This window comes from Streptomyces sp. L7 (assembly GCF_050990935.1).
GTDB lineage: Bacteria > Actinomycetota > Actinomycetes > Actinomycetales > Microbacteriaceae > Leifsonia.
Genome location: NZ_CP194646.1, coordinates 43649 through 61878 on the forward strand (window position 1 = coordinate 43649; position 18230 = coordinate 61878).

The 18230-nt window shown below is 67.2% G+C and carries 18 protein-coding genes and 1 pseudogene; 14 read left to right on the top strand and 5 right to left on the bottom strand.

Going from position 1 to position 18230, the window contains the following annotated elements; translation table 11 throughout:
* Positions 1-2: 2 nt before the first annotated feature.
* The 9 genes from ACR5MH_RS22175 to ACR5MH_RS22215 all read left to right on the top strand — a co-directional run bounded on the left by ACR5MH_RS22175 (position 3) and on the right by ACR5MH_RS22215 (position 9756).
* Positions 3-1190 (top strand): ATPase, T2SS/T4P/T4SS family, encoded by a 1188-nt coding sequence (locus ACR5MH_RS22175; RefSeq protein ID WP_115697633.1) that lies wholly within the window; start codon positions 3-5, stop codon positions 1188-1190.
* Positions 1187-2293, top strand: a complete 1107-nt coding sequence (locus ACR5MH_RS22180) for a type IV pilus twitching motility protein PilT (protein WP_115697634.1) — start codon at positions 1187-1189, stop codon at positions 2291-2293. The genes ACR5MH_RS22175 and ACR5MH_RS22180 overlap by 4 nt, the downstream gene beginning before the upstream one ends.
* 104 nt (positions 2294-2397) lie before the next feature.
* Positions 2398-3558 carry a type II secretion system F family protein gene (locus tag ACR5MH_RS22185; protein WP_115697635.1) on the top strand — a complete coding sequence of 387 codons (1161 nt, stop codon included), beginning with the start codon at positions 2398-2400 and terminating at the stop codon, positions 3556-3558.
* Positions 3551-4051, top strand: coding sequence for a prepilin peptidase (locus ACR5MH_RS22190; protein WP_115697636.1), 501 nt, complete (start codon positions 3551-3553; stop codon positions 4049-4051). Before ACR5MH_RS22185 ends, ACR5MH_RS22190 begins: the two co-directional genes overlap by 8 nt.
* A 71-nt stretch (positions 4052-4122) precedes the next feature.
* On the top strand, positions 4123-4524 hold the full coding sequence (locus ACR5MH_RS22195) for a hypothetical protein (protein WP_147295958.1): 402 nt from the start codon (positions 4123-4125) through the stop codon (positions 4522-4524).
* A 57-nt stretch (positions 4525-4581) separates the two neighbouring features.
* The gene (locus tag ACR5MH_RS22200; RefSeq protein WP_115697638.1) at positions 4582-5391 is read left to right on the top strand and encodes a hypothetical protein; all 810 of its coding nucleotides are present in this window, start codon (positions 4582-4584) and stop codon (positions 5389-5391) included.
* A complete protein-coding gene (locus tag ACR5MH_RS22205; protein ID WP_407791920.1) occupies positions 5388-7001 on the top strand; it encodes an RCC1 domain-containing protein in 1614 nt (537 codons plus the stop codon). The genes ACR5MH_RS22200 and ACR5MH_RS22205 overlap by 4 nt, the downstream gene beginning before the upstream one ends.
* The gene (locus tag ACR5MH_RS22210) at positions 6998-9016 is read left to right on the top strand and encodes a hypothetical protein (RefSeq protein WP_147295960.1); all 2019 of its coding nucleotides are present in this window, start codon (positions 6998-7000) and stop codon (positions 9014-9016) included. The genes ACR5MH_RS22205 and ACR5MH_RS22210 overlap by 4 nt, the downstream gene beginning before the upstream one ends.
* A complete protein-coding gene (locus tag ACR5MH_RS22215; RefSeq protein ID WP_147295961.1) occupies positions 9013-9756 on the top strand; it encodes a hypothetical protein in 744 nt (247 codons plus the stop codon). The genes ACR5MH_RS22210 and ACR5MH_RS22215 overlap by 4 nt, the downstream gene beginning before the upstream one ends.
* A gap of 112 nt (positions 9757-9868) precedes the next feature.
* Here the strand turns inward: ACR5MH_RS22215 and ACR5MH_RS22220 are convergent, their stop codons facing one another.
* Both ACR5MH_RS22220 and ACR5MH_RS22225 read right to left on the bottom strand, forming a co-directional pair.
* Complete coding sequence (locus tag ACR5MH_RS22220) at positions 9869-11116, bottom strand: hypothetical protein (RefSeq protein WP_115697642.1); 1248 nt, start codon at positions 11114-11116, stop codon at positions 9869-9871.
* A 123-nt stretch (positions 11117-11239) separates the two neighbouring features.
* On the bottom strand, positions 11240-11530 hold the full coding sequence (locus tag ACR5MH_RS22225) for a hypothetical protein (RefSeq protein WP_407791921.1): 291 nt from the start codon (positions 11528-11530) through the stop codon (positions 11240-11242).
* Positions 11531-12037: 507 nt separating this feature from the next.
* Here ACR5MH_RS22225 and ACR5MH_RS22230 point away from each other — a divergent pair.
* Both ACR5MH_RS22230 and ACR5MH_RS22235 read left to right on the top strand, forming a co-directional pair.
* Positions 12038-13861 carry a cell wall-binding repeat-containing protein gene (locus ACR5MH_RS22230; protein ID WP_433862719.1) on the top strand — a complete coding sequence of 608 codons (1824 nt, stop codon included), beginning with the start codon at positions 12038-12040 and terminating at the stop codon, positions 13859-13861.
* Entirely contained in the window at positions 13849-14115 is a 267-nt protein-coding gene (locus ACR5MH_RS22235) for a hypothetical protein (protein ID WP_433862720.1), read from the top strand. The genes ACR5MH_RS22230 and ACR5MH_RS22235 overlap by 13 nt, the downstream gene beginning before the upstream one ends.
* 135 nt (positions 14116-14250) lie before the next feature.
* On the opposite strand, the gene ACR5MH_RS22240 is transcribed toward ACR5MH_RS22235, so the two are convergent.
* Genes ACR5MH_RS22240 through ACR5MH_RS22250 form a run of 3 tightly spaced genes read right to left on the bottom strand, consistent with a single transcriptional unit; the run spans position 14251 to position 15367 of the window.
* Positions 14251-14688, bottom strand: a complete 438-nt coding sequence (locus tag ACR5MH_RS22240; RefSeq protein WP_407791924.1) for a single-stranded DNA-binding protein — start codon at positions 14686-14688, stop codon at positions 14251-14253.
* Positions 14689-14702: 14 nt separating this feature from the next.
* Positions 14703-15107, bottom strand: coding sequence for a hypothetical protein (locus ACR5MH_RS22245; RefSeq protein WP_115697646.1), 405 nt, complete (start codon positions 15105-15107; stop codon positions 14703-14705).
* Positions 15104-15367 carry a hypothetical protein gene (locus tag ACR5MH_RS22250; RefSeq protein WP_115697647.1) on the bottom strand — a complete coding sequence of 88 codons (264 nt, stop codon included), beginning with the start codon at positions 15365-15367 and terminating at the stop codon, positions 15104-15106. Before ACR5MH_RS22250 ends, ACR5MH_RS22245 begins: the two co-directional genes overlap by 4 nt.
* Before the next feature lie 242 nt (positions 15368-15609).
* On the opposite strand from ACR5MH_RS22250, the gene ACR5MH_RS22255 reads away from it, so the two are divergent.
* The 3 genes and pseudogenes from ACR5MH_RS22255 to ACR5MH_RS22265 form a co-directional block, all read left to right on the top strand.
* Complete coding sequence (locus tag ACR5MH_RS22255) at positions 15610-16812, top strand: IS110 family transposase (RefSeq protein WP_407791852.1); 1203 nt, start codon at positions 15610-15612, stop codon at positions 16810-16812.
* A 320-nt stretch (positions 16813-17132) separates the two neighbouring features.
* Positions 17133-17930 (top strand): DUF2637 domain-containing protein, encoded by a 798-nt coding sequence (locus tag ACR5MH_RS22260; protein WP_433862721.1) that lies wholly within the window; start codon positions 17133-17135, stop codon positions 17928-17930.
* Positions 17927-18166 (top strand): annotated as a pseudogene (locus ACR5MH_RS22265) (sigma factor); the annotation flags it as partial. The gene ACR5MH_RS22260 and the pseudogene ACR5MH_RS22265, both read left to right, overlap by 4 nt.
* Between the last annotated feature and the right edge of the window lie 64 nt (positions 18167-18230).

Here is an 18230-nt window from a genome sequence, read left to right on the forward strand (position 1 = left end):
CCATGACTCTGCTCGAAGACACCTATGCACCGGCGGTCGACCAGGCAGTCCCGGCGACGGACACCCCGTTCGACGCGGCCCTGGCGCAAATCCGGGACGGATCGCTCTCCGACTACACCGGCGACGTGTTGTCTGCGCTGATCGAGGCCGGAAGCCATGACGTCCACCTGACCATGAGCTCCGGCAAGGCCGGCACCCGGCAGATGCGGGTGCAGGTGCGGTTCGAGGGCGAGATTCACGACGTCGTCACCTACGACGCGGAGGCTTCCGCTCGCCTGTTCGGCTCCGTCAAGAACCAGGCCGCGCTCGGAAGTCAGGCCGACTCGCCCAACTCCGTCAGCGGCAGCCTGCGCTTCACTCACAACGGGCACGAGGTGCGCGCTCGCGCCGAACGACTCCCGCTCGTCGACGGAGGGGAGAAGGTGAACCTGCGCCTCCCGGAGTCCCGTCCGCTGCGTTCCATCGACGAGCTCTCCTTCACGACCATCAACCGGGCGCAGGTGGACGCGTGTCTCCGCATGCCGCGCGGCCTGTTCCTCGTCGCTGGCCCGATGAACGAAGGCAAGTCATCCACCGCGCAGACCCTGCTCCTGGACACCCTCAACCGCGTCGGGGGAATCGCCGTGTCGGTAGAAGACCCGCCGGAGCGCATCCTTCCCGGCGTGGACCAGATCCCGGTTGTCGACACCGGAGACGCGGCCGCTACCTACGCGCACCACCTCGAGCACATCGTCCGGTCCGACGCCGACGTCATCTACATCGGCGAGATCCGCAATGCCGCGACCGCTCGCATTGCGCAGCAGCTGTCCGAGGCAGGACGGCTCGTCATCTCCACGATCCACGCCAACGACGGCCTGACCGCGATGCGACGTATGCTCGAACTTTCCGAGGCGCCGCCCCTGGCGACTCTCAGCAGCATCATCGGCGTCCTCTCGCAGCGCCTCGTGCGCAAGGTGGCCTCCCGCGACGCTGGCAGGCGATACGTGGGGCGGCAGCCCATTCACGAAGTCCTGGTCAACAACGACCAGCTCGTCGACGCCATGGTCGAAGGCACGTCCGCCAGCGTGCTGCGCCAGATGACCGCGGCCGCGTCGACGTCGTTCGACCAGAACCTGCAGGAGCTGATCCGCGCCGGCGTCACCGATCAGGATCAGGCCGTGCGCACCATCGGCCGGGAGGTCGCCCTGTGAGCATCGCCCAGATCACCGAATGGATCGACCGCTTCGGCCGCGCGGACTACTCCGACCTACACCTGCTGGAGGGCCGCGCATTGTTCGCGGTGAAGCACCAGCAGACCCTCGCGTCGAGCGAAGAGCCGCGGCTGGCCGATCATGCGGTCAGGGAGCTGGCCGACCTGCTCGTGCCCGGCGGCGCGTCCGCCCTGAATGCGAGCGGATCGAAACAGGCATTCGCATCGTTCGACGGCGGTCAGGCATTCCGCGCCCGCGTGACGTTCCGTACGGAGCTCGGCGGCCTCATGGCCACCTGCCGGCTCATCAACCGCTCCCTCCCGACGATCGAGAAGCTGGGGATCCCGTGGGCCATCGTCGAACAGGCAACCCAACCCTCCGGGCTGATCCTGTTCGCCGGGCCGACCAACTCCGGCAAGTCCAGCGCAATCGCCGCGATCGTCAACGCGATCAACCTCGAGCACGCCGTGCACATCACCACCATCGAGGAGCCGATCGAGTTCCAGTACCCGCACGCCACTGCCCTGGTGACCCAGCGGGAGGTGGGCACCCACGTCGACAGCTACGCCTCTGCCATCGAGAGCGCCAAGGGCGCGAATCCGCGCATCATCGTCGTGGGCGAGATCCGCAACACGGCGATCGCCAAAGCGGCGCTGTCAGCGGCGCTCTCCGGTCACCTGGTCATTTCCACCGTCCATGCCGGATCGGTCGAGGATGCCATCGCCGCGATGATCGCCTACTACCCGGCCGATGAGCAGCACCTGGCACGCGTCCAGCTCGCCCAGGCGCTGCGCACCGTCGTGGTTCAGAACCTCGTGCGCAAGGACGGCCCTTCGGTCGGCCACGACGAGCATCCTCTGGCCATGGTGCGCGAATACGCCTTCAACGACCTCTCCCTGGCCGCCATGATCCGCGGCGGATCCGGCAGCGACCTGCATCACATCCGGCAGCATCTCCACGGCGAAGGCCGGAAGCGGGGAATGGTCACCAAAGAGGCGTCGCTGGCCGAACTGGTCCGCGCCGGGAAGCTCAACGAGGCCACCGCTCGGGCACAGCTGACCGATCCCGACCGACTCACGTCGGCGCTTCTACGGGCGGCCTGAGTCCGGGGCATTCGCTCAGAGCACGAAAACGTGCTGAGTGCGCGGGCAGGCACATCTAGAGGTGAAGGCGAAGGAACAAGTCGCCTGCACCCGGAAGGAAGCCCATGAGCGACGTACTCACTCTCGCCCGCCCCAGCGATCCCGTATCTGAAGCCGCCTCGGACGTGACCATCGCGGCTCCTGCAGCTGAGGTTACGACGGACGCGCGAAAGAAGCGCCGACGGAAGACGCGGCCCCAGGACATGGCCCGCGTCCTGAAGGACCTCGCCAATCAGCTCGAGGCGGGCGTTCCCGAACGGGACGCACTACAGAAGCTCGGGGAGCGGTCAAGCTCCGAGGTGATCGCCAGGTCGTACCTGGCAGCAGCCAAGGCCATGGATACTGGCGACTCCATCGCCGACGCCCTCGGCGCGCAGACCGCCATCATCCCCCCGGTCGCGCGCGAGCTCATCAAGGCAGGTGTGACACCGGCGACGCTGCACGCCAACCTGCGGCGCGCTGCAGAGAACATCATCAAGTCGGCCGACGTGCGCGGAACGCTCAACCGGCAGCTGCGCAAGCCGATCGGCCTCCTGGCGCTGACCATCGCCACGTTCTGGGGCATCGTCTCCTTCGCCTTCCCGGACACGACGACGATGGGCAGCCAGACCGATCTGCTCATCCAGATCATGCGCGTCACTGCCAACACACTCGTGGTCGCCACGATCGCCGCACTGGTCATCGGCCTCACCGTCCGCGCCTGGTGGAAGGCGTCCGGCAGCAAGAACCCGGCCTACCAGCTCAAACTCGACCGGCTCCAGTTCCGCATCCCCACCGTTCGGGACATCCTGCGCCTGGACGCAGCATCGAAGCTCAGCGCGGTCCTGGCGGCCGCGCTCGATGCGGGACTGCCCGAAACAGAAGCGCTCCGGATCGCAGGGGAGGCCTCCGGCAGCCCTGCGGTCGCGCACCACGTCGCCGCTCACCTCGAGCGGATGGAGAAGGACGGTGCGCCATTGGTGGAGGTCCTCGACACCGAGTATCTGCCCTGGACGCTCGCCGACCGAGTTGCCGGACAGCTGACCCCTGCCAAGCGCGCCGAGGTGTTGTTCGCCTGCGCCGACGACTTCCAGACCCAAGCCTTCGAGGAGATGGCGGATTTCGGCAAGAAGCTCGCCGATCGCGTCGAGACCACCAGCCTGGTGCTGCTCGGAGCGATGATGATCGCGGTCATCGTCCCCCAGGTCATGGCGATCCTGTTCCAGGTGCAACAGATCAATGTCTGACCTCGTCCCGGCCGCTCCGCTGGCGATCCTTCTGGTCACCGCCGGCCTACTGGTCGTCGCGGTGATCGACATCAAGACGCACACGATCCACGGCGCCACGATTGTGTGCCTGGCTGCGGCCGCCATCCTCGGCCTCCGCGTCGACGGCGCATCGCCCGCCCAGCTGACGACAGGGGTTGTCGCGGGCGTGGCCGCTATGGGCCTCCTCCTCGAGTACACCGTCAACGCTCAGCCATCCCTCGACGCGCAGGGACGCGGCACCGAGCAGCAGATCGGCGCTGGGGACATCAAGGTGATCGGGATCCCCGTTGCAGTGTTCGCGGCCAGCAACCTACCGCTGGCGGCCATCTTCCTGGCGCTCTCGACCACGCTGCAGGCGGGGATGGTGCGCGTCAGCGGCGCCCGCGCGCTGCCCATGGGGCCCGCGCTGGCAATCTCCGCCTGCGTGAGCCTCTATTGGCTCACCCACGGCCTGTTCGGGGAGGTGATCTGACTCCCCGACAGCGACCCGCGCCCACCCGACCAACCCGACCAACAAACCCCATCCACTAAGGAGAAACCCACATGCCCGCACTCAACTCAAAAGAAGGCATCGTCATGATGATCGTCTCCGCGATCATCCTCGTGATCGTTGGTGCCGCCTTCGGCCCCGGCTTCATCAACAGCTTCAAGGACAACGGCGCGTCATCCTTCGTGTCCTCGGTCAACAGCCAGGAGAAGCTCTACAGCTCGACCCACGACGGCTACGCCGATGCGGCAACGCTCACGAACACCGCCAACGGCGCTCCTCTCGTCGAGGTGCCCAAGGGCTACACGCTGAACGTCGCCGCCAGCGACACCGCCTTCTGCGCAGCCGTCAAGTCCGACAGCGGCCGCACCTTCTGGACGCACGGCAACAGTTCGAAGTCCTTCGACAGCCAGCCGTCGGCCGCCGACGCGGGAATTGCCTGCCCCGCAGCAGCCTGACCCGACGCCCTGGGGCCGGCCCCGGCCGGCCCCCATTCAGCTTGCAGAGAGGACACGATGAACAACCAGACCAGGCCCGCATCCGGCAGCATCCGGCGCGCCCTGCGCGGCAACCGCGGCAGCATCCAGGACGTCATCTTCCTGGCCCTCGTCGGTACGCTGATCGCCGCCGCTAGCACGCGCGTCCTGCCAAGCGCGGCAGCGGTCCTCACTGCGACCGGGCTGCAAGCTGAGCGGCAGGCCGCCATCGACGCACTGGTCAGCGACAAGCGCAACGACACCCCCTGGGGCACCGCGGGAGCCCCAGCGACAATCCCGCTGACCGTGCCCAGCGGCAACATCGTCAACGCCGCCGTGTGGGCAACCAGCGACACGACCGGCATCACCTACTTCGCGGCCGCACCGAAGGAGCGGACCCCGAAGCCGGGGGCGTGCACTGGACCCTCGGCCGGCACCGATGACACCTGCCTGCACGCACAACTCTTCCGCGCCTACGACGCCAGCACCCTGATCCCCGCGCCGATCGCGCGCAAAGACCCGTCTGCCCCCGCTGCGATCGGCACGGTCAACACCAGCGTTGCCACCACGTCACCGATCCCGACCGACTCCTCAGTGCTGTCGCAGGTCGCACCCACGACCCCGCGCGCCTGGCGATACCTGCTCAACGCCGCATCCGTCGGTGCAGGTGGCGAACTCCGCTTCATCCAAGACGGAACCGTCCTTGCGACGATCCCGCTGGACAACACGCCGTCCAACTACTTCGGCACCATCCCGGCCCGCCCTGGCGGCGGGATCTGGCTGCAGGTCTCCGACGGCCCGGTACTCGTCAAGACCGTCCTCATCTACGACGCAGGAGTCATCTCGTGAGCTTTCTCATCCGTCGCCGCGCCCTGACCGGCCGCACCGGAACCATGATCGGCGGGGTCGCCCTCTTCCTCGCCTCCACACTGGCAATCGGCACCATCGGCGTGACAGCCTTCTCTGCCGCCACCCAGGCCAAGCGGACCGCCACCTACGACACTCTCGCCCTAGCCGTGGAGAGTCGCGCACAGCATTTCGCCGCCGCGCTCGACTCGTCACTGAGCTCTCCCACTGTCCCCAGCACCGGCCGCGAATGCGCCCCCAGTGGGAGCATCTGCACCACCGTGCTCCCGGACCCGCTGCCCCCCACCGACACCACGCGCACCCTGCGCATCCAAGCCGACGATTTGGACACGCACCTGACCATGACCCGGGACGTGCAGCTGCAGGCAACCGCTGCGACACATGTCACCGCGATCAGCTCCGATGGGAAGCCGACATGGGCGGCCGCCGAAGAGGGCCACGTCTTCACAATCTGGGGAGTGGCCGGCGGGACCGTGACCAAGGTCACCGCGAGCCAGATGTCGGGACCCGCCGCGGGCACACGCTGGGTCGACGCGTCGCCCCGCAACGGCATCGACAGCGCCGGGCGACCCTGGGTCTACGGGGCCAACAACGCCTGCCAGGCCGGAACCGGGGCGACCTCGACGGGTGTGGCCGCCACAGCCCTGACGGCCCCGCAGAATGTACGCGACGCGGTCTCCAGCGCCGATTCCGCCTTCTTCCTCGACGCGAGCGGCACGGCGTGGGGCTACGGGGCCAACTCGAGCGGGCAGCTCGGCCTCGGCAACACATCGACGGCCTGCAGCCCGACAGCGATCAAGGGAATCAAGTTCATCGCGGTCGCCACGGCGAACGGATCAAGCTTCGGCATCGACATCACTCACCGACTGTGGGCCTGGGGCAACGGGACCGCCGGCCAGCTCGGCGACGGGAAGAAGACCTCGTACCTCGTGCCGACGCAGATCGCCATGTCGACCAAGTTCGTCGCCGTCGCGACCAACGGGGCGAGCAGCTGGGCCATCGACGAGCAGGGCCGCTTGTGGTCCTGGGGAAAGAACACGTCCGGTCAGCTTGGCAACGGAACAACCGCCGACACTGCCACGGCTGCACAGCTCAGCACTTCCACCATCTTCACTCGCATCGCCGCCGGCGCAGCCAGCATCTACGCGATCGACAAGACCGGCCAGCTCTGGGCAGCCGGGGAGAACAGCACTGGCGAGCTCGGGGACACGACCACAACCGATCGCCCGAGCCTGACCCGGGTCGGCGTCGGAAAGACCATCGTCGACGTCGCCGCTGGCCGAAGCCGCGCCTTCGCGCTCGACAACGCGGGCCACCTGTGGGCTTGGGGAGAAGCCAGCGCCGGCCGACTCGGCATCGGCTGGGACGCCACCGTCGTGAAGACCCTGACCCCCGTGAGCTCGGCCACTACTTACCGCTCGATCAACGCCGCCCCGGACCTCGACACCGCGGCCGCCGTCGACACCGACGGCAACCTCTGGGGGATCGGCACTGGCGGAAGTGGCCTCTGGAACGCATCCCTGGCCACGAACCCCCTGACCCCCACGCGAATGCCGCGACCCACCGGCTTCACCGCACCGATCTGGAAGTGAGAGAACCCGTGAAGAGCAACTTCCTCTCCCATCGCCTGCGCTTCCTTCGCGGCCGCGCTGGCATCAGCGTCAACGCCCGCGAGGAGGCGATCACCACACCGATCCGCGCAGCCCAGCTGTTGCTGATTGGTGGAGTCGTCGTCGCACTCGCAGGGGCGGGCAGCATCCTGGGTGCCTCGGCCAGCGTCTCGGCCCACGCCGACGCCTCACGGATCCAGTTCGAGCGGGATGTCCGGGCTTCATCCGTTGTCCGCGGTCTCGACGACGACACGGTCGCCCTGCTTTCCCCAGACGGCGACTCCTGCAAGGTCACGACATGGTCAATCGCGGGCAACGCGCCGGAGAAGACCGTGCGCGTCAGCAGCGCCACCACCGCGGGCGCCTGCACCAGCACGACCCCGATCACCCGTCCGACAGGCGGCGATATGCAGGCTGACCAGCTCGCTGCCGCCGCTTTCACGTACGAGAACCTCGGACACCGGACACTGACCTTCGATGGGTCGGGTGATCCCCACCTTGAATCCGGAGCGAAGCCGGCGGACGTCGCCGACGCAGACTGGAACGACCTGCGCCCGTACAGCGTCAGCCTCAGCATCACGAGCGCGGTGAAGGACCTGACCGTGGGATCCCGAGAGCGGGTCTTCACCGGCACCACGGCCATCACGAATCTCCCGGCCGCAGACCCAAACCTTCGCTACGTCCCTCCGACTTCACAGATCCCCACCCCGGCTACGCTCCGCATCGCCAGCATCGTGCGCTCACAGAGCACGGGGACCGCCTACTCCGGCGCACGGGAGGGAATCACGGTGACGTTCGTCGGCGGCGTGTGCGCCGCACAGCCCACCACTCTCACTCTCACGTACGCGGCGAGCTCCCCGGTGGGGCTGGCTCCGGTCAACACGGTCTCCGCAATGACCTTGACCGGCGCTGCAGCCAGCCTCGACCTGGCCGGTGTGCAGAACGGCAGCAGCGGCCTTGTCACTCTCACCGCGGCCTGCGGAACCGGCAGCATGACCACCGACGCATCAGCCAACTATCACCAGGATGTTCCCGCTCCCGGACTGACGGCCAAACAGGGCTCTTCGGCCGAGCAGTATGTCCTGACGTGGACGGCGGTGTCGAGCCTCGCCACCTCCTACGAGCCGTCCTGGTCGACGAGCTTCGGTACGGACGACCAGATGCCGGAAACGACCGCTCTGACCGCGACGAAGACCTTCGCCCTGGGAACGACATACGGGGCAACGATCACCTTCTGGGTCACCGCCGGCGTCGGCGACGATTCGGCGAAGTCGTCACCTGCCGCGATCACAACGGCCTGGCCGGCCACGCCCGCCGGGGCGAACATGACCTACACGCGCACCGGTTACAACGGCAACTACGTCTCCGGGAACGTGAAGTGGAACTTCACCGGTACCTGCCCGGCCGGGACAACGCTGCAGGCGTCTCAGCTCGAGAACCACGCGGGAACGACCAGCAAGACGTACAACAACGCGGTTCAGTACCAGGGCCCCTTCACGAACAACCTCACACAGGTCAACTGGGGCCCGTCCTATGCGCTGCAGGGCTACCCGTACGGGATGGGACTGCAGACCCGTTGCGCGTCGCCCAACGGCCTCTACAGCCCTGTCGTGCAGGTGCAATCGCGCGAGTGGATCACGCCGATGGCGCAGCCCGGCGCGCCGGTCTGGAACGCGTACAACATCTACACGTACACCGCCCCGATCTACTGGACGCATTCGACGTGCAACGCGCCGAGCGGCTGTTCGTCGCTCGCCGTGAACTACATCACCTACTGCGCCGCCGGGTCGAACCTCAACTCGAACGGCTGGATGTCCACCGACTGGAACGGGTCAACGTACTGGCACAACTTCGGGTTCGGTGACTACTGGGACACCCGGGGCACGCAGCGAAACGTGACCTACACCAACGCGCAGTACAACTGCGCGACACCATGGGGCTACGTCAGTCCGATGAGTCCTCTCGGTGGCGGCGTGACGGTGACGGTGTTCCCGTGAGCGCGCACCGGAAGGGAATGTCGTCGCGGCGAAAAGCCCTTGCCGCGGCGGGGGTCGCCACGTCCATTGTGGCGGCCGCGGCCGCTGGCCTCTACTTCGGTGTGGGTGCGCTGAGCGCCCAGTCCGCGGCAGAGCGCGTGTACGCGCAGCACCACCCGGTGGGGGAGACGGAAGAGACACGTGCCGCGGCCGAGCTCAAGGTGAAGCAGGAGGCCGCGGCCGCGGAGAAGAAGCGTGAGGAGGCCAACGCGAAGTCGGCTCAAACCCCGGAGGCGGTCTACACGCCGCCTCCGCAGCCGCAGGTTGCCTCGAACCGCACGCTGCCGGTAGGTGCAGCGGACCCGACGTCGCCGGCGCGGTCGACGACGGGGCTCTACGCTGATTCGTTCGCGAAGGAGCTGTTGATGGCGCGCGCGATGGTGAGCGGTTCCGCGGCACAGCCCATTGCGCCGGCGCTGGCTCCGGATGCGTGCATGGAGTCCTGGGTTCGTGAGCATGTCCACGACTACGACGGACGGTCGACGTTCGGCGTCTCGCCGGTGTGCGGAAGGCAGGTCGCGTTGATCGCGGGCGCTGGCGGCATCGACGAGAAGATCCTGCTGTTCGGCTCTGCGCAGAAGGACGGCCCCGCCGATGTGCGGCAACTGCTCCTGGCATCGACGGGCACCGAGGTGTCCTTCGCTTCGGCGTCGACGGAGGACGGTCGCACCGTGGTGATGATCGCAGCCGTCGCGTCCTGACCCAAGCAATATGAGAACCCCGCGAGCCAGTGGCTCGCGGGGTTCTCTTATTGGGGGTGGCGCCCCGCCAAGGGGGAGGACGAGGCGCCGGGCGCCGCTTACGCGGCGCGGCTTACATGCAGGCGTAGACGGTCAGGCCCCAGCCGTCGTCCGTGCTGAAGGTGCTGTAGGAGTACGGGTAACCGACGTTGATGACGATGGTTCCGCCGCTCGAGGTGGTCTGCGAGTAGGCCTTCGCTCCATCGCAGCCGGGCGAGTACGCGCCGTTGGCGACGACGTGCGGAGTGTGGTCGACCGCCGGCGGAGTGTAGCCACCGCCGCCACCACCGCCACCGCCACCGGAGGAACCGCCGCCGCCACCACCGCCACCGCCACCGGAGGAACCGCCGCCGCCAGTGGAGCCGCCGCCACCCGACCCGCCGCGGCCGCCACCGCCAGGCGTGGGGTGCGTCGCGCCGGTGCGCGGGTCGGTGTAGGTGGCCTGTCCAGCCCGCGCGGCCGCTTCTGCAGCGGCCTGCGCAGCCGCCGCCGCTTCAGCTGCGACGGTGGCGTCGTGCGACTCGTGCACCGCCTTGGCCTTGGCAAGGAAGTCCAGGAGGAGCGGAGCCGGGTTCTCGCCTTCCTGGACCGCCTTCTTGGCGGCGGCCGCAGCGTTGGTGAGCGCGTCCTTCTGGCCTTGCCCGGCCTTGGCGAGGGCGGTGATCACGCCCTTCGCGTCGACGTCGAGCGCGGGAATCGCTGCGGAGTCGGATGACTTGTCGAGGCCGGTCACGATCTGCGCGAGCGCACGGTTCGAGGTCTTCACCTGGGAGGCGATCCCGGGTCCACCCTTGAGGGTGTTCCCGGCCGCACCAGCCTGCCGATCGACCAGGGCGGTCAGGCGCGCGGTCTCCTGCCGCAGCTGCTCCGTGGTGGAGGTCGGCTTTCCGGCCGGGTGCGGATCCTGAACCGGTGCGCCGGCCTTGAATCCGGCGTACATCTTCAGCTGCGCCAGCTGCGCGGCCAAGGTCTTCACCTCCGCGTCCGGCAGGTACTGACCGGCCTTCGCCTGGTCGTGGATCTGGGTGAGCTGCTTCTGCAGTTCCCCGGCAGACGCGACAGCGGCCGCGAAGTCCTTCTGAGCCTTCACGTCCTGGCGGTACTGGGTGACCGCTTTGATCCGTGCGGCCTGGTACGCCGCGTCAGCGTCGGAGTGCTGTGCAGTTCCGACGGCGGCGGGGATGCCGACCGCGGCCGCTGCGATCACGACGGCGGCGCCGGCAGCGACAGCGATCGCGGAGCCGCGATGCGACCGCGCCCACGCCCACAGGCGGTTCAGGCCGCGTGGACGCGCGGCATCGCTGATGTTCTCGGTGCTCAAGGTGATTCCCCCTTGGTTAGGTTAGAGCGCTCGGCTCTCGTGATGCGCCACAGAGGCGCGCTGGTGAGTGGTCGAGAGGCGAGATGGATCTCTTCTCTCTGTCGGCCGTGCAGCCGCGACCGGTTAGTTGACGGCGTAGAGGCGCGGCGACTCGTCGGCCCGGTCGGGGGCCACGAGCTTGTCGACGATGTAGTAGTGACGGGAGCCTTCGTGATAGTCGCCGCCTTCGTAGCCGATATGACGCCAGCCGCGCTCCTGCAGGGAGCGGAGAGTGGCGGCGCGGGTACGGAGCAGTTCAGCGCGACGCTCGGACCCCATTCGGTCACGGGGGATCGACTGTGTCACCAAGCGATCGATGATCGGATCCTTGTCGATCTGCGGCGATCTGGTCGCCGCGTCCTTCTTCTGCTTCAAAGGTCACCTCCCGGTTTCTGTAGACCAATAACTGAAACCGTAGACCAATAACGGCGAGAGTGTCAACGTTTCTGGTCTACGGATATACTCGCGTCATGCCACGGCCACCGAAGAAGGACGACGAGCGGCTCTCCGCCGACAACCACGTGCGAATGAGCGCGCTACAGCAGGCGTTCATCGAGCGGGCAGCGGCGCGCGCCGGGGAGAAGCCGTCACCGTTTTTGCGGACGGCGGGACTTTCGCGCGCGAGCGAGGTCTTGGGGGAGCCCATCCCGGGGAGACCCCGACAAGCGAGGCGGCCGCGGAGACCTGAGTCTCGAAGGTCGCGAACGTTACAGCTGCTGCTCATCTCTCAGGAAGGCCCACGTGCAACCGTCGACTGGTTCGCTGTCCAAGGCAGGCTCGCTTCTCGCTACCACCGCACTGCTACTCGTCGTAGGAGTGATGGCCTCGGCTCCAGCGGTAGCCGACGCCGGGACCTTTCCGGTCGGCAACAACCCTGCGTCGGTGACGTACTCGCCTGACGGCTCGGCCGCGTATGTCACCAACGACCTCGACGCTGAGAACCCCGGCAGCGTGTCGGTGATCAACCCCAACACGGGAAAGGTTGCTGCGACCATTCCGGTGGGGATCAACCCCCACGGCGTGAGCGTGAGCAAGACCGGCGACAGGGCGTACGTAGCCAACTACAGCAGCCACACCGTCTCGGTCATCGACACCGCCACCAAGGCGGTCACCACTACGATCAGCGGATTCAAGTATCCCGAACGGATCGCACTCACCACTGATGGTTCAACCGCCTACGTGAGCAACGGCTCGCCGGGGACCACTCAGCAGGGGACCAAGACGGTGTCCGTGGTGAACCTGAGCACCAACACCATCACCGCCACCATCCCAGTAGGGGAGTGGCCCACGGCCTTGGCGCTGTCACCTGACGGCACCCAGCTGTACGCGCTCAACCACGTGGACTCCACCATCTCGGTGATCAGCACGGCGAGCAACACGGTCACCGGCACGATCACGTTGCCCTGGTATCCGCAGGACGTGAAGTTCTCTCCTGACGGGAGCAAGGCATACGTCTCGGAGCAGGGCGCATCCAGCAACTCCTACACCGCCTCGCTGTCGGCAATCGACGTCGCCACCGCTCGGGTGATCCAGACGATCAGCTACGCCCCTGCGACGTACTTCCCGACTCCGAACGGCGGAGCCGACCGAGGACAGCTGGCGCTGACTCCCGACGGCCAGAGCGCCTACATCACCAACCTGGTTGCCGGCACTGTCTCGGTGATCAACCTGGGCACGATGAAGGAGGGCGCTCCCGTCGCCGTCGGCAAGTATCCGCGCGACATTGCCATCGCGCCCACTGGGGACGCGGCGCTGGTCACCAACGGCGGCTCAGCATCGGTGACTCGACTCCCGTTGGCCTCCACCACGCCACCGACGACCGCGCGAGTCAGTGGAGGGGATCGCTTCACCACTGCGGTGAGCATCTCCCAGCAGTCCTATCCCGGTACCGCTCCCGTGGTCTACATCGCCTCCGGCCTCGGTTACCCCGACGCGCTGGGCGCAGGCCCCGCCGCGGTCAAGCAGGGCGGCCCGCTGCTGCTCACCACAACCTGGTCGCTTCCTGACGCCACTGCGACGGAGATCCAGCGACTCCAGCCCAGCCAGATCGTCGTGGTGGGCGGCCCGAACAGCGTGAGCGGCAGCGTCTACTCCGCGCTTTCTAAACTCGCCCCGTCGATCACACGCGTCACCGGCGGGGACCGGTTCGCCACCAACAAGGCCCTGCTCTCCTACGCGTTCCCTGGCAACAACGACACCGTTTACGTCGCCTCGGGCCTGAACTTCCCCGACGCGCTGTCCGCCTCCGCCATCTCCGGGTCAACCGGCTCGCCAGTGGTGCTGATCAACACCAACCTGGGGCACATCGATGCCGAGACGATGAACCTGATCCGCTCGATGGCTCCCTTCAACATCGTCACGGCGGGTGGAGGCATCAGCATGCCGCCCTACCTCGTCAACGATCTGCGCAGCATCGCAAACGTGACCGAGAACGATGGCTCTGACCGCTTCGCCACCTCGCAGCTGCTCAACGAGGGCAAGTACAGCGCGGCGAACCCGCCCAAGAACGTGTACCTGGCCAACGGGCTGAACTTCCCCGACGCGCTGGCCGGGGAGCCCTGGCAGCGAAGGAGGGTTCCGCGCTGCTCACGGTGCCCGGCTGGTGCATTCCACAGCGCACTTTGGCCGACATTCAGGGCTGGGGCATCAAGACCGTCACCCTGCTTGGTGGCAACGCCTCGCTCAGTACAGAGGTGGCCAACTTGACCGCCTGCGGCGCAAACATCGGCGGCGCGACCTCCGGGGCTGTCCCCATCCCGGACAAGCCGACACGGGCCGCCTACGCGGGCATGAACAGCTACTACATGCCGTTCTCGCAGTGCCCCGACCCGGTCCAGTTCGCGACTCATGATCCCGGCCCCCAGGGCAACGCCTACGAGTCCTATGACTTCAGCTTCCCCTGGAGCTACAACCTCAGCGGAAGCACCTTCCGATTCTTCTACTGCTTCAGCGGATTCTGAGTCGCTGGCCGCCCGCGCTCGGCGGCCGTCCGCCGGCGAGAGACGTGGTCTCTCACGTACCAACCGATCATGAAGATGGCGATACCGATCGTGAGCCCAAGGCCGACCCAGTCGCTCCAGTGCACCTGCATCGGATCAGGCCCCCCACGGCTCGTCGGCGGACTGGGGGTGGTTCCACATGTCACCGGGGTCTACCTCCGTGGCCGAAGACTGGGCGCGGGTGACCTGTGCGATGGCGTAGCGCAGCGACGGGCCGATCTCGTCGATCTCGAGCTCGATGCTGGTGCGCTTCTCGCCTTCCTTCGTCTCGTAGGAGCGCTGCTTCAGGCGGCCCTGCGCGATGACGCGCGACCCCTTGGTCAGCGAACCGGCGACGTGCTCCGCGAACTCGCGCCAGACGCTCGCGCGCAGGAAGAGAGCCTCGCCGTCCTTCCACTCGTTCGCCTGGCGGTCGAACGTGCGGGGAGTGGACGCGATGGTGAAGTTGGCGACTGCCAGCCCGTTCTGCGTGTAGCGCAGCTCGGGGTCGGCCGTGAGGTTTCCCACCACGGTGATGACGGTCTCGCCGGCCATCGTGATTCCTTTCGTTAGGCGCCGACGATGCGACGCGATCGTGGGGTGACGACGGTGTCGTCGTCGACGGGTGCAGCCACTGCCCTGAAAGAACGAGCGGCGGGAATGGTTGCGGCTACTCGAGACGGCATGGGTGCCGTTCGATAGCGGACGGTGATTACGCCCCTGTCGAGCAGGACTTCTCGGATGGGGATCGCGATGAAGAGAGGCCCGGTGATCGCCGCCGCCCACAGGGCCGGCCCAATGGGCACGGTCCACAGGATGATGAGCGTAGACGCCCACCAGGGCAGCGAGCTCAACTCCTTGGAGGCAGAGAACGCGGTCGGCGTCAGCACAAAGACGAGGGCAAGCACGGCCAGCCAGCAGAGTACGAGGGCGACGGCGAGCTTGCTCGAGCGGATCGCAGACCAGTGGCTCACTGGTCCGGGCACTTTTCCTCCGGAGCCAGCTGGACTCGTCGCAGCTGATTGAAGATCCGGTACGTTCCTCGGCGCCGGTCTTCCATTCGGTTAACCTTCACCAGCTCCCAGCCGTCTTCCTCCAGCTGCTTCATCTGCCGGTCCCAGTCGTCGACGAGAGCCCGTTCGACTCGCTTCTTGTCGTCCGAGGCCGGTTGCAGCGGAATCTCGGGGGAGAGGCGGGAGATTTCGTCGACGTCGTAGTCGAGGGTCGCCCTCATTGGCAGCTGTCCTTACCGTTGAAGCGCGGGTCCGGGGCATTTGTAGGCTTCGGAACGCGCCAGGGTTCCCGGGCATGGCTAGCAGGCTGTCTGCCTTCCAATGGCTCGATGCGATTGGCCACCCGGGAGCCCGCAACGGCACGACCGCTAATTGAGAAACGCGAACCAATCGCTATGTAAGGACTTGCCGGCTTGGTCGTTGACGGCGCGCACCGCATCCACGAATAAGAAGGGACATCTGCGTGCCACAACTGTGGGCCGGAATCGACGCCGGAAAGACTCACCATCACTGCTTCGTCATCGACGAGGACGGCAACAAGCGACTCTCGCGACGATTCGCGAACACCGAAGCCGACATCCTCACCCTGATGGGCGACGTCGCTGCCGTCGCCGACGGCGACCAGCTGCTCTGGGCAACCGACCTCAACCACGGCGGCGCCGGACTGATGAAGGCCGTCCTTGCTGATCATGGGCAGACGCTGTTCTACATCCCCGGCCGCGTCGTCCATCACGCCTCGCAGACCTACCGCGGCGAGGCCAAGACCGACGCCAAGGACGCATCGATCATCGCCGACCAGGCCCGCGTCCGTCGTGACTTGGAAGCTGTCCGGGTGCCGGATGATGTCACCGCCGAGCTGAAGATCCTCAGCCACCGTCGAGCCGACCTCGTCCACGACCGCACCCGCACCATCAACCGGCTCCGCGCCTTGCTGCTGCACTACTTCCCCGGCCTGGAAGGCGCATTCGACTACGCCGCGACAAAGGGCCCACTGATCCTGCTGACCCGCTACCAGACCGCTACAGCGATGCGTGCTTCCGGCCAGGTCCGCATGACCGGCTGGTTGAAGAAGCAGGGCGTCCGACTGCCCGCCCAGATGGCCCTGAAAGCACTCGAGGCCGCCAACGCGCAGCTCACCGTCGTGCACGGTGAAGCCGCGGCCGCGGCGCTGGTGGCGAAGATCGCCGCTGACCTGCTGCGGCTGCGCGAGGAGCTCCTGCAACTCGACGCCCAGATCGAAGCGCGCCTGACCGAGCATCCGTTCGCACACCAGCTGATGTCCATCCCCGGCTTCGGGAAACGCCTCGTGGCCGACTTCCTCGCCTCGACCGGCACCGACCTGACCGCGTTCGGCACCGCCGCCCGATTCGCCAGCTTCGCGGGCCTCGCACCCGCCCCACGCGACTCCGGGAAGATCAACGGCAACCACCACCGGCCCCGCCGCTACGACCGGCGCCTCATGAACGCCTGCTTCCTCGCCGCGTTCATTGCCTCCACGAACTGCCCCACGTCCGCGGCCTACTACGCCAGGAAGCGGAAGGAGGGGAAGACGCACAAGCAGGCCATCATTTCCCTCGCCCGGCGTCGAATGAACGTGATCTGGGCCATGCTCCGCGACGGCACAACCTTCAACCCCGACACCCCTCAACTCAGCTTGACAATCTGATTGAGAATCGCACTGCAGGAGGTCCATCGGATCCACGGGGACCGCGTAGCCGCCGGCTGTCGTCAGGCCGGTGTCTGCGGCAGGGGCGGTGTTCCCGCCCGGGTCGTGCACGTCGCTCATAAGGATCCTTCCGGTCGCTGCGGGTTCTTTCCACCGCCTCACCTCTAGATGCGCCCGCCCGCGCAGTCAGCACATTTCGTGACGTGTACGAGTGCGCGCCCACGGCCATCTAGAGGTGAAGGCAGCCGTCCGGCATCGCCTTGGCAGTAACCGACGGGAGTTGACCAATGCAGCAGACGCAACGCGGGAAGGCGTCAGACGTGCACCGACGGACCACCGGAACGTTCTTCTGGCGTGCGACTAGCACGGGAGTTTCCGCCATTGCGGTCGGCGGCTTCGTGCTGTCTTTCTCGACGCTGCGCGACCTTGCGATCCGCAGCGGCATCCCTACGGAGCTCGCCTTCATCTGGCCGCTGATCGTCGACGGATTCATCCTGGTCGCCACCGCGGCCGCGTGGGCGCTGCGCAACCAGGCGCGCGGCACCTGGTACCCGTGGGCGGCGCTCGTCCTGTTCTCAGGGATCAGCGTTGCAGGAAACGCACTGCACGCGAGCATGGTCCGCACGGTCGATGTGAACTACTGGGTCGCCACTGTCGTCTCCGCGATTCCCTCGGTCGCGCAGATCCTGGCTTCCCACCTCCTGGTCGTGATGGCACGCGCGAGAGAGACCCAACGACAGGTGAGCCAGGAGACAGCGTCGGAGGGCACACCTGTGACCACGCACGTCGCCCCGGCGGAAGATGCACGCCCCGCGGTCGACTCCGCGATGCGCCGGCCGCTAGAAGCCGTGATTACCGCTGAGCAGCCCGCGGCGGCCAGGGTCCCGCGGACGCCGACCGTGGCGGCCGAAACGAAGCAGGGGGCGTCGCCTGTCGATGACGACCTCGCCCAGCTGGCGGCGCGGGTACGGGAGGCGCGCTCCGGCGGCGAAGAGGTGAGCGGCGCGCTGGTGGCGCGACTCGCTGGTGTCTCCGAGCGCACGGGACGTCGGCGCCTGACAGACCTGCGGAGCGCGTTCCCCGACCTGTTCACCGAGCCGGAGGAGGTGTCGGCATGAGCCTGCTCACCCTTTCCGCTCCCGCGATCGGGGTCGACCGGATCGAGACCGCAGTCCGAGCGACCAGGCCGTTCGTCATTCGTCGCCTGCTCGAGGCGGGATGCGGTGGCGAGGTCGACGGTGCCTTGCAGGAGGTGCGGGAGGTGCTGTGGCGACGCGCGGGCGATTTCGATCCGGCGCGCGGAACGCTCGATGCCTACACGTTCGGCATCGCCCGCAACGTCGTGCAGGCGACGGTGCGAACCGCGTACCGGCAGCGTGCTCAGGTCGATCTGCCGGGGGAGAGGACACCTGGACTTC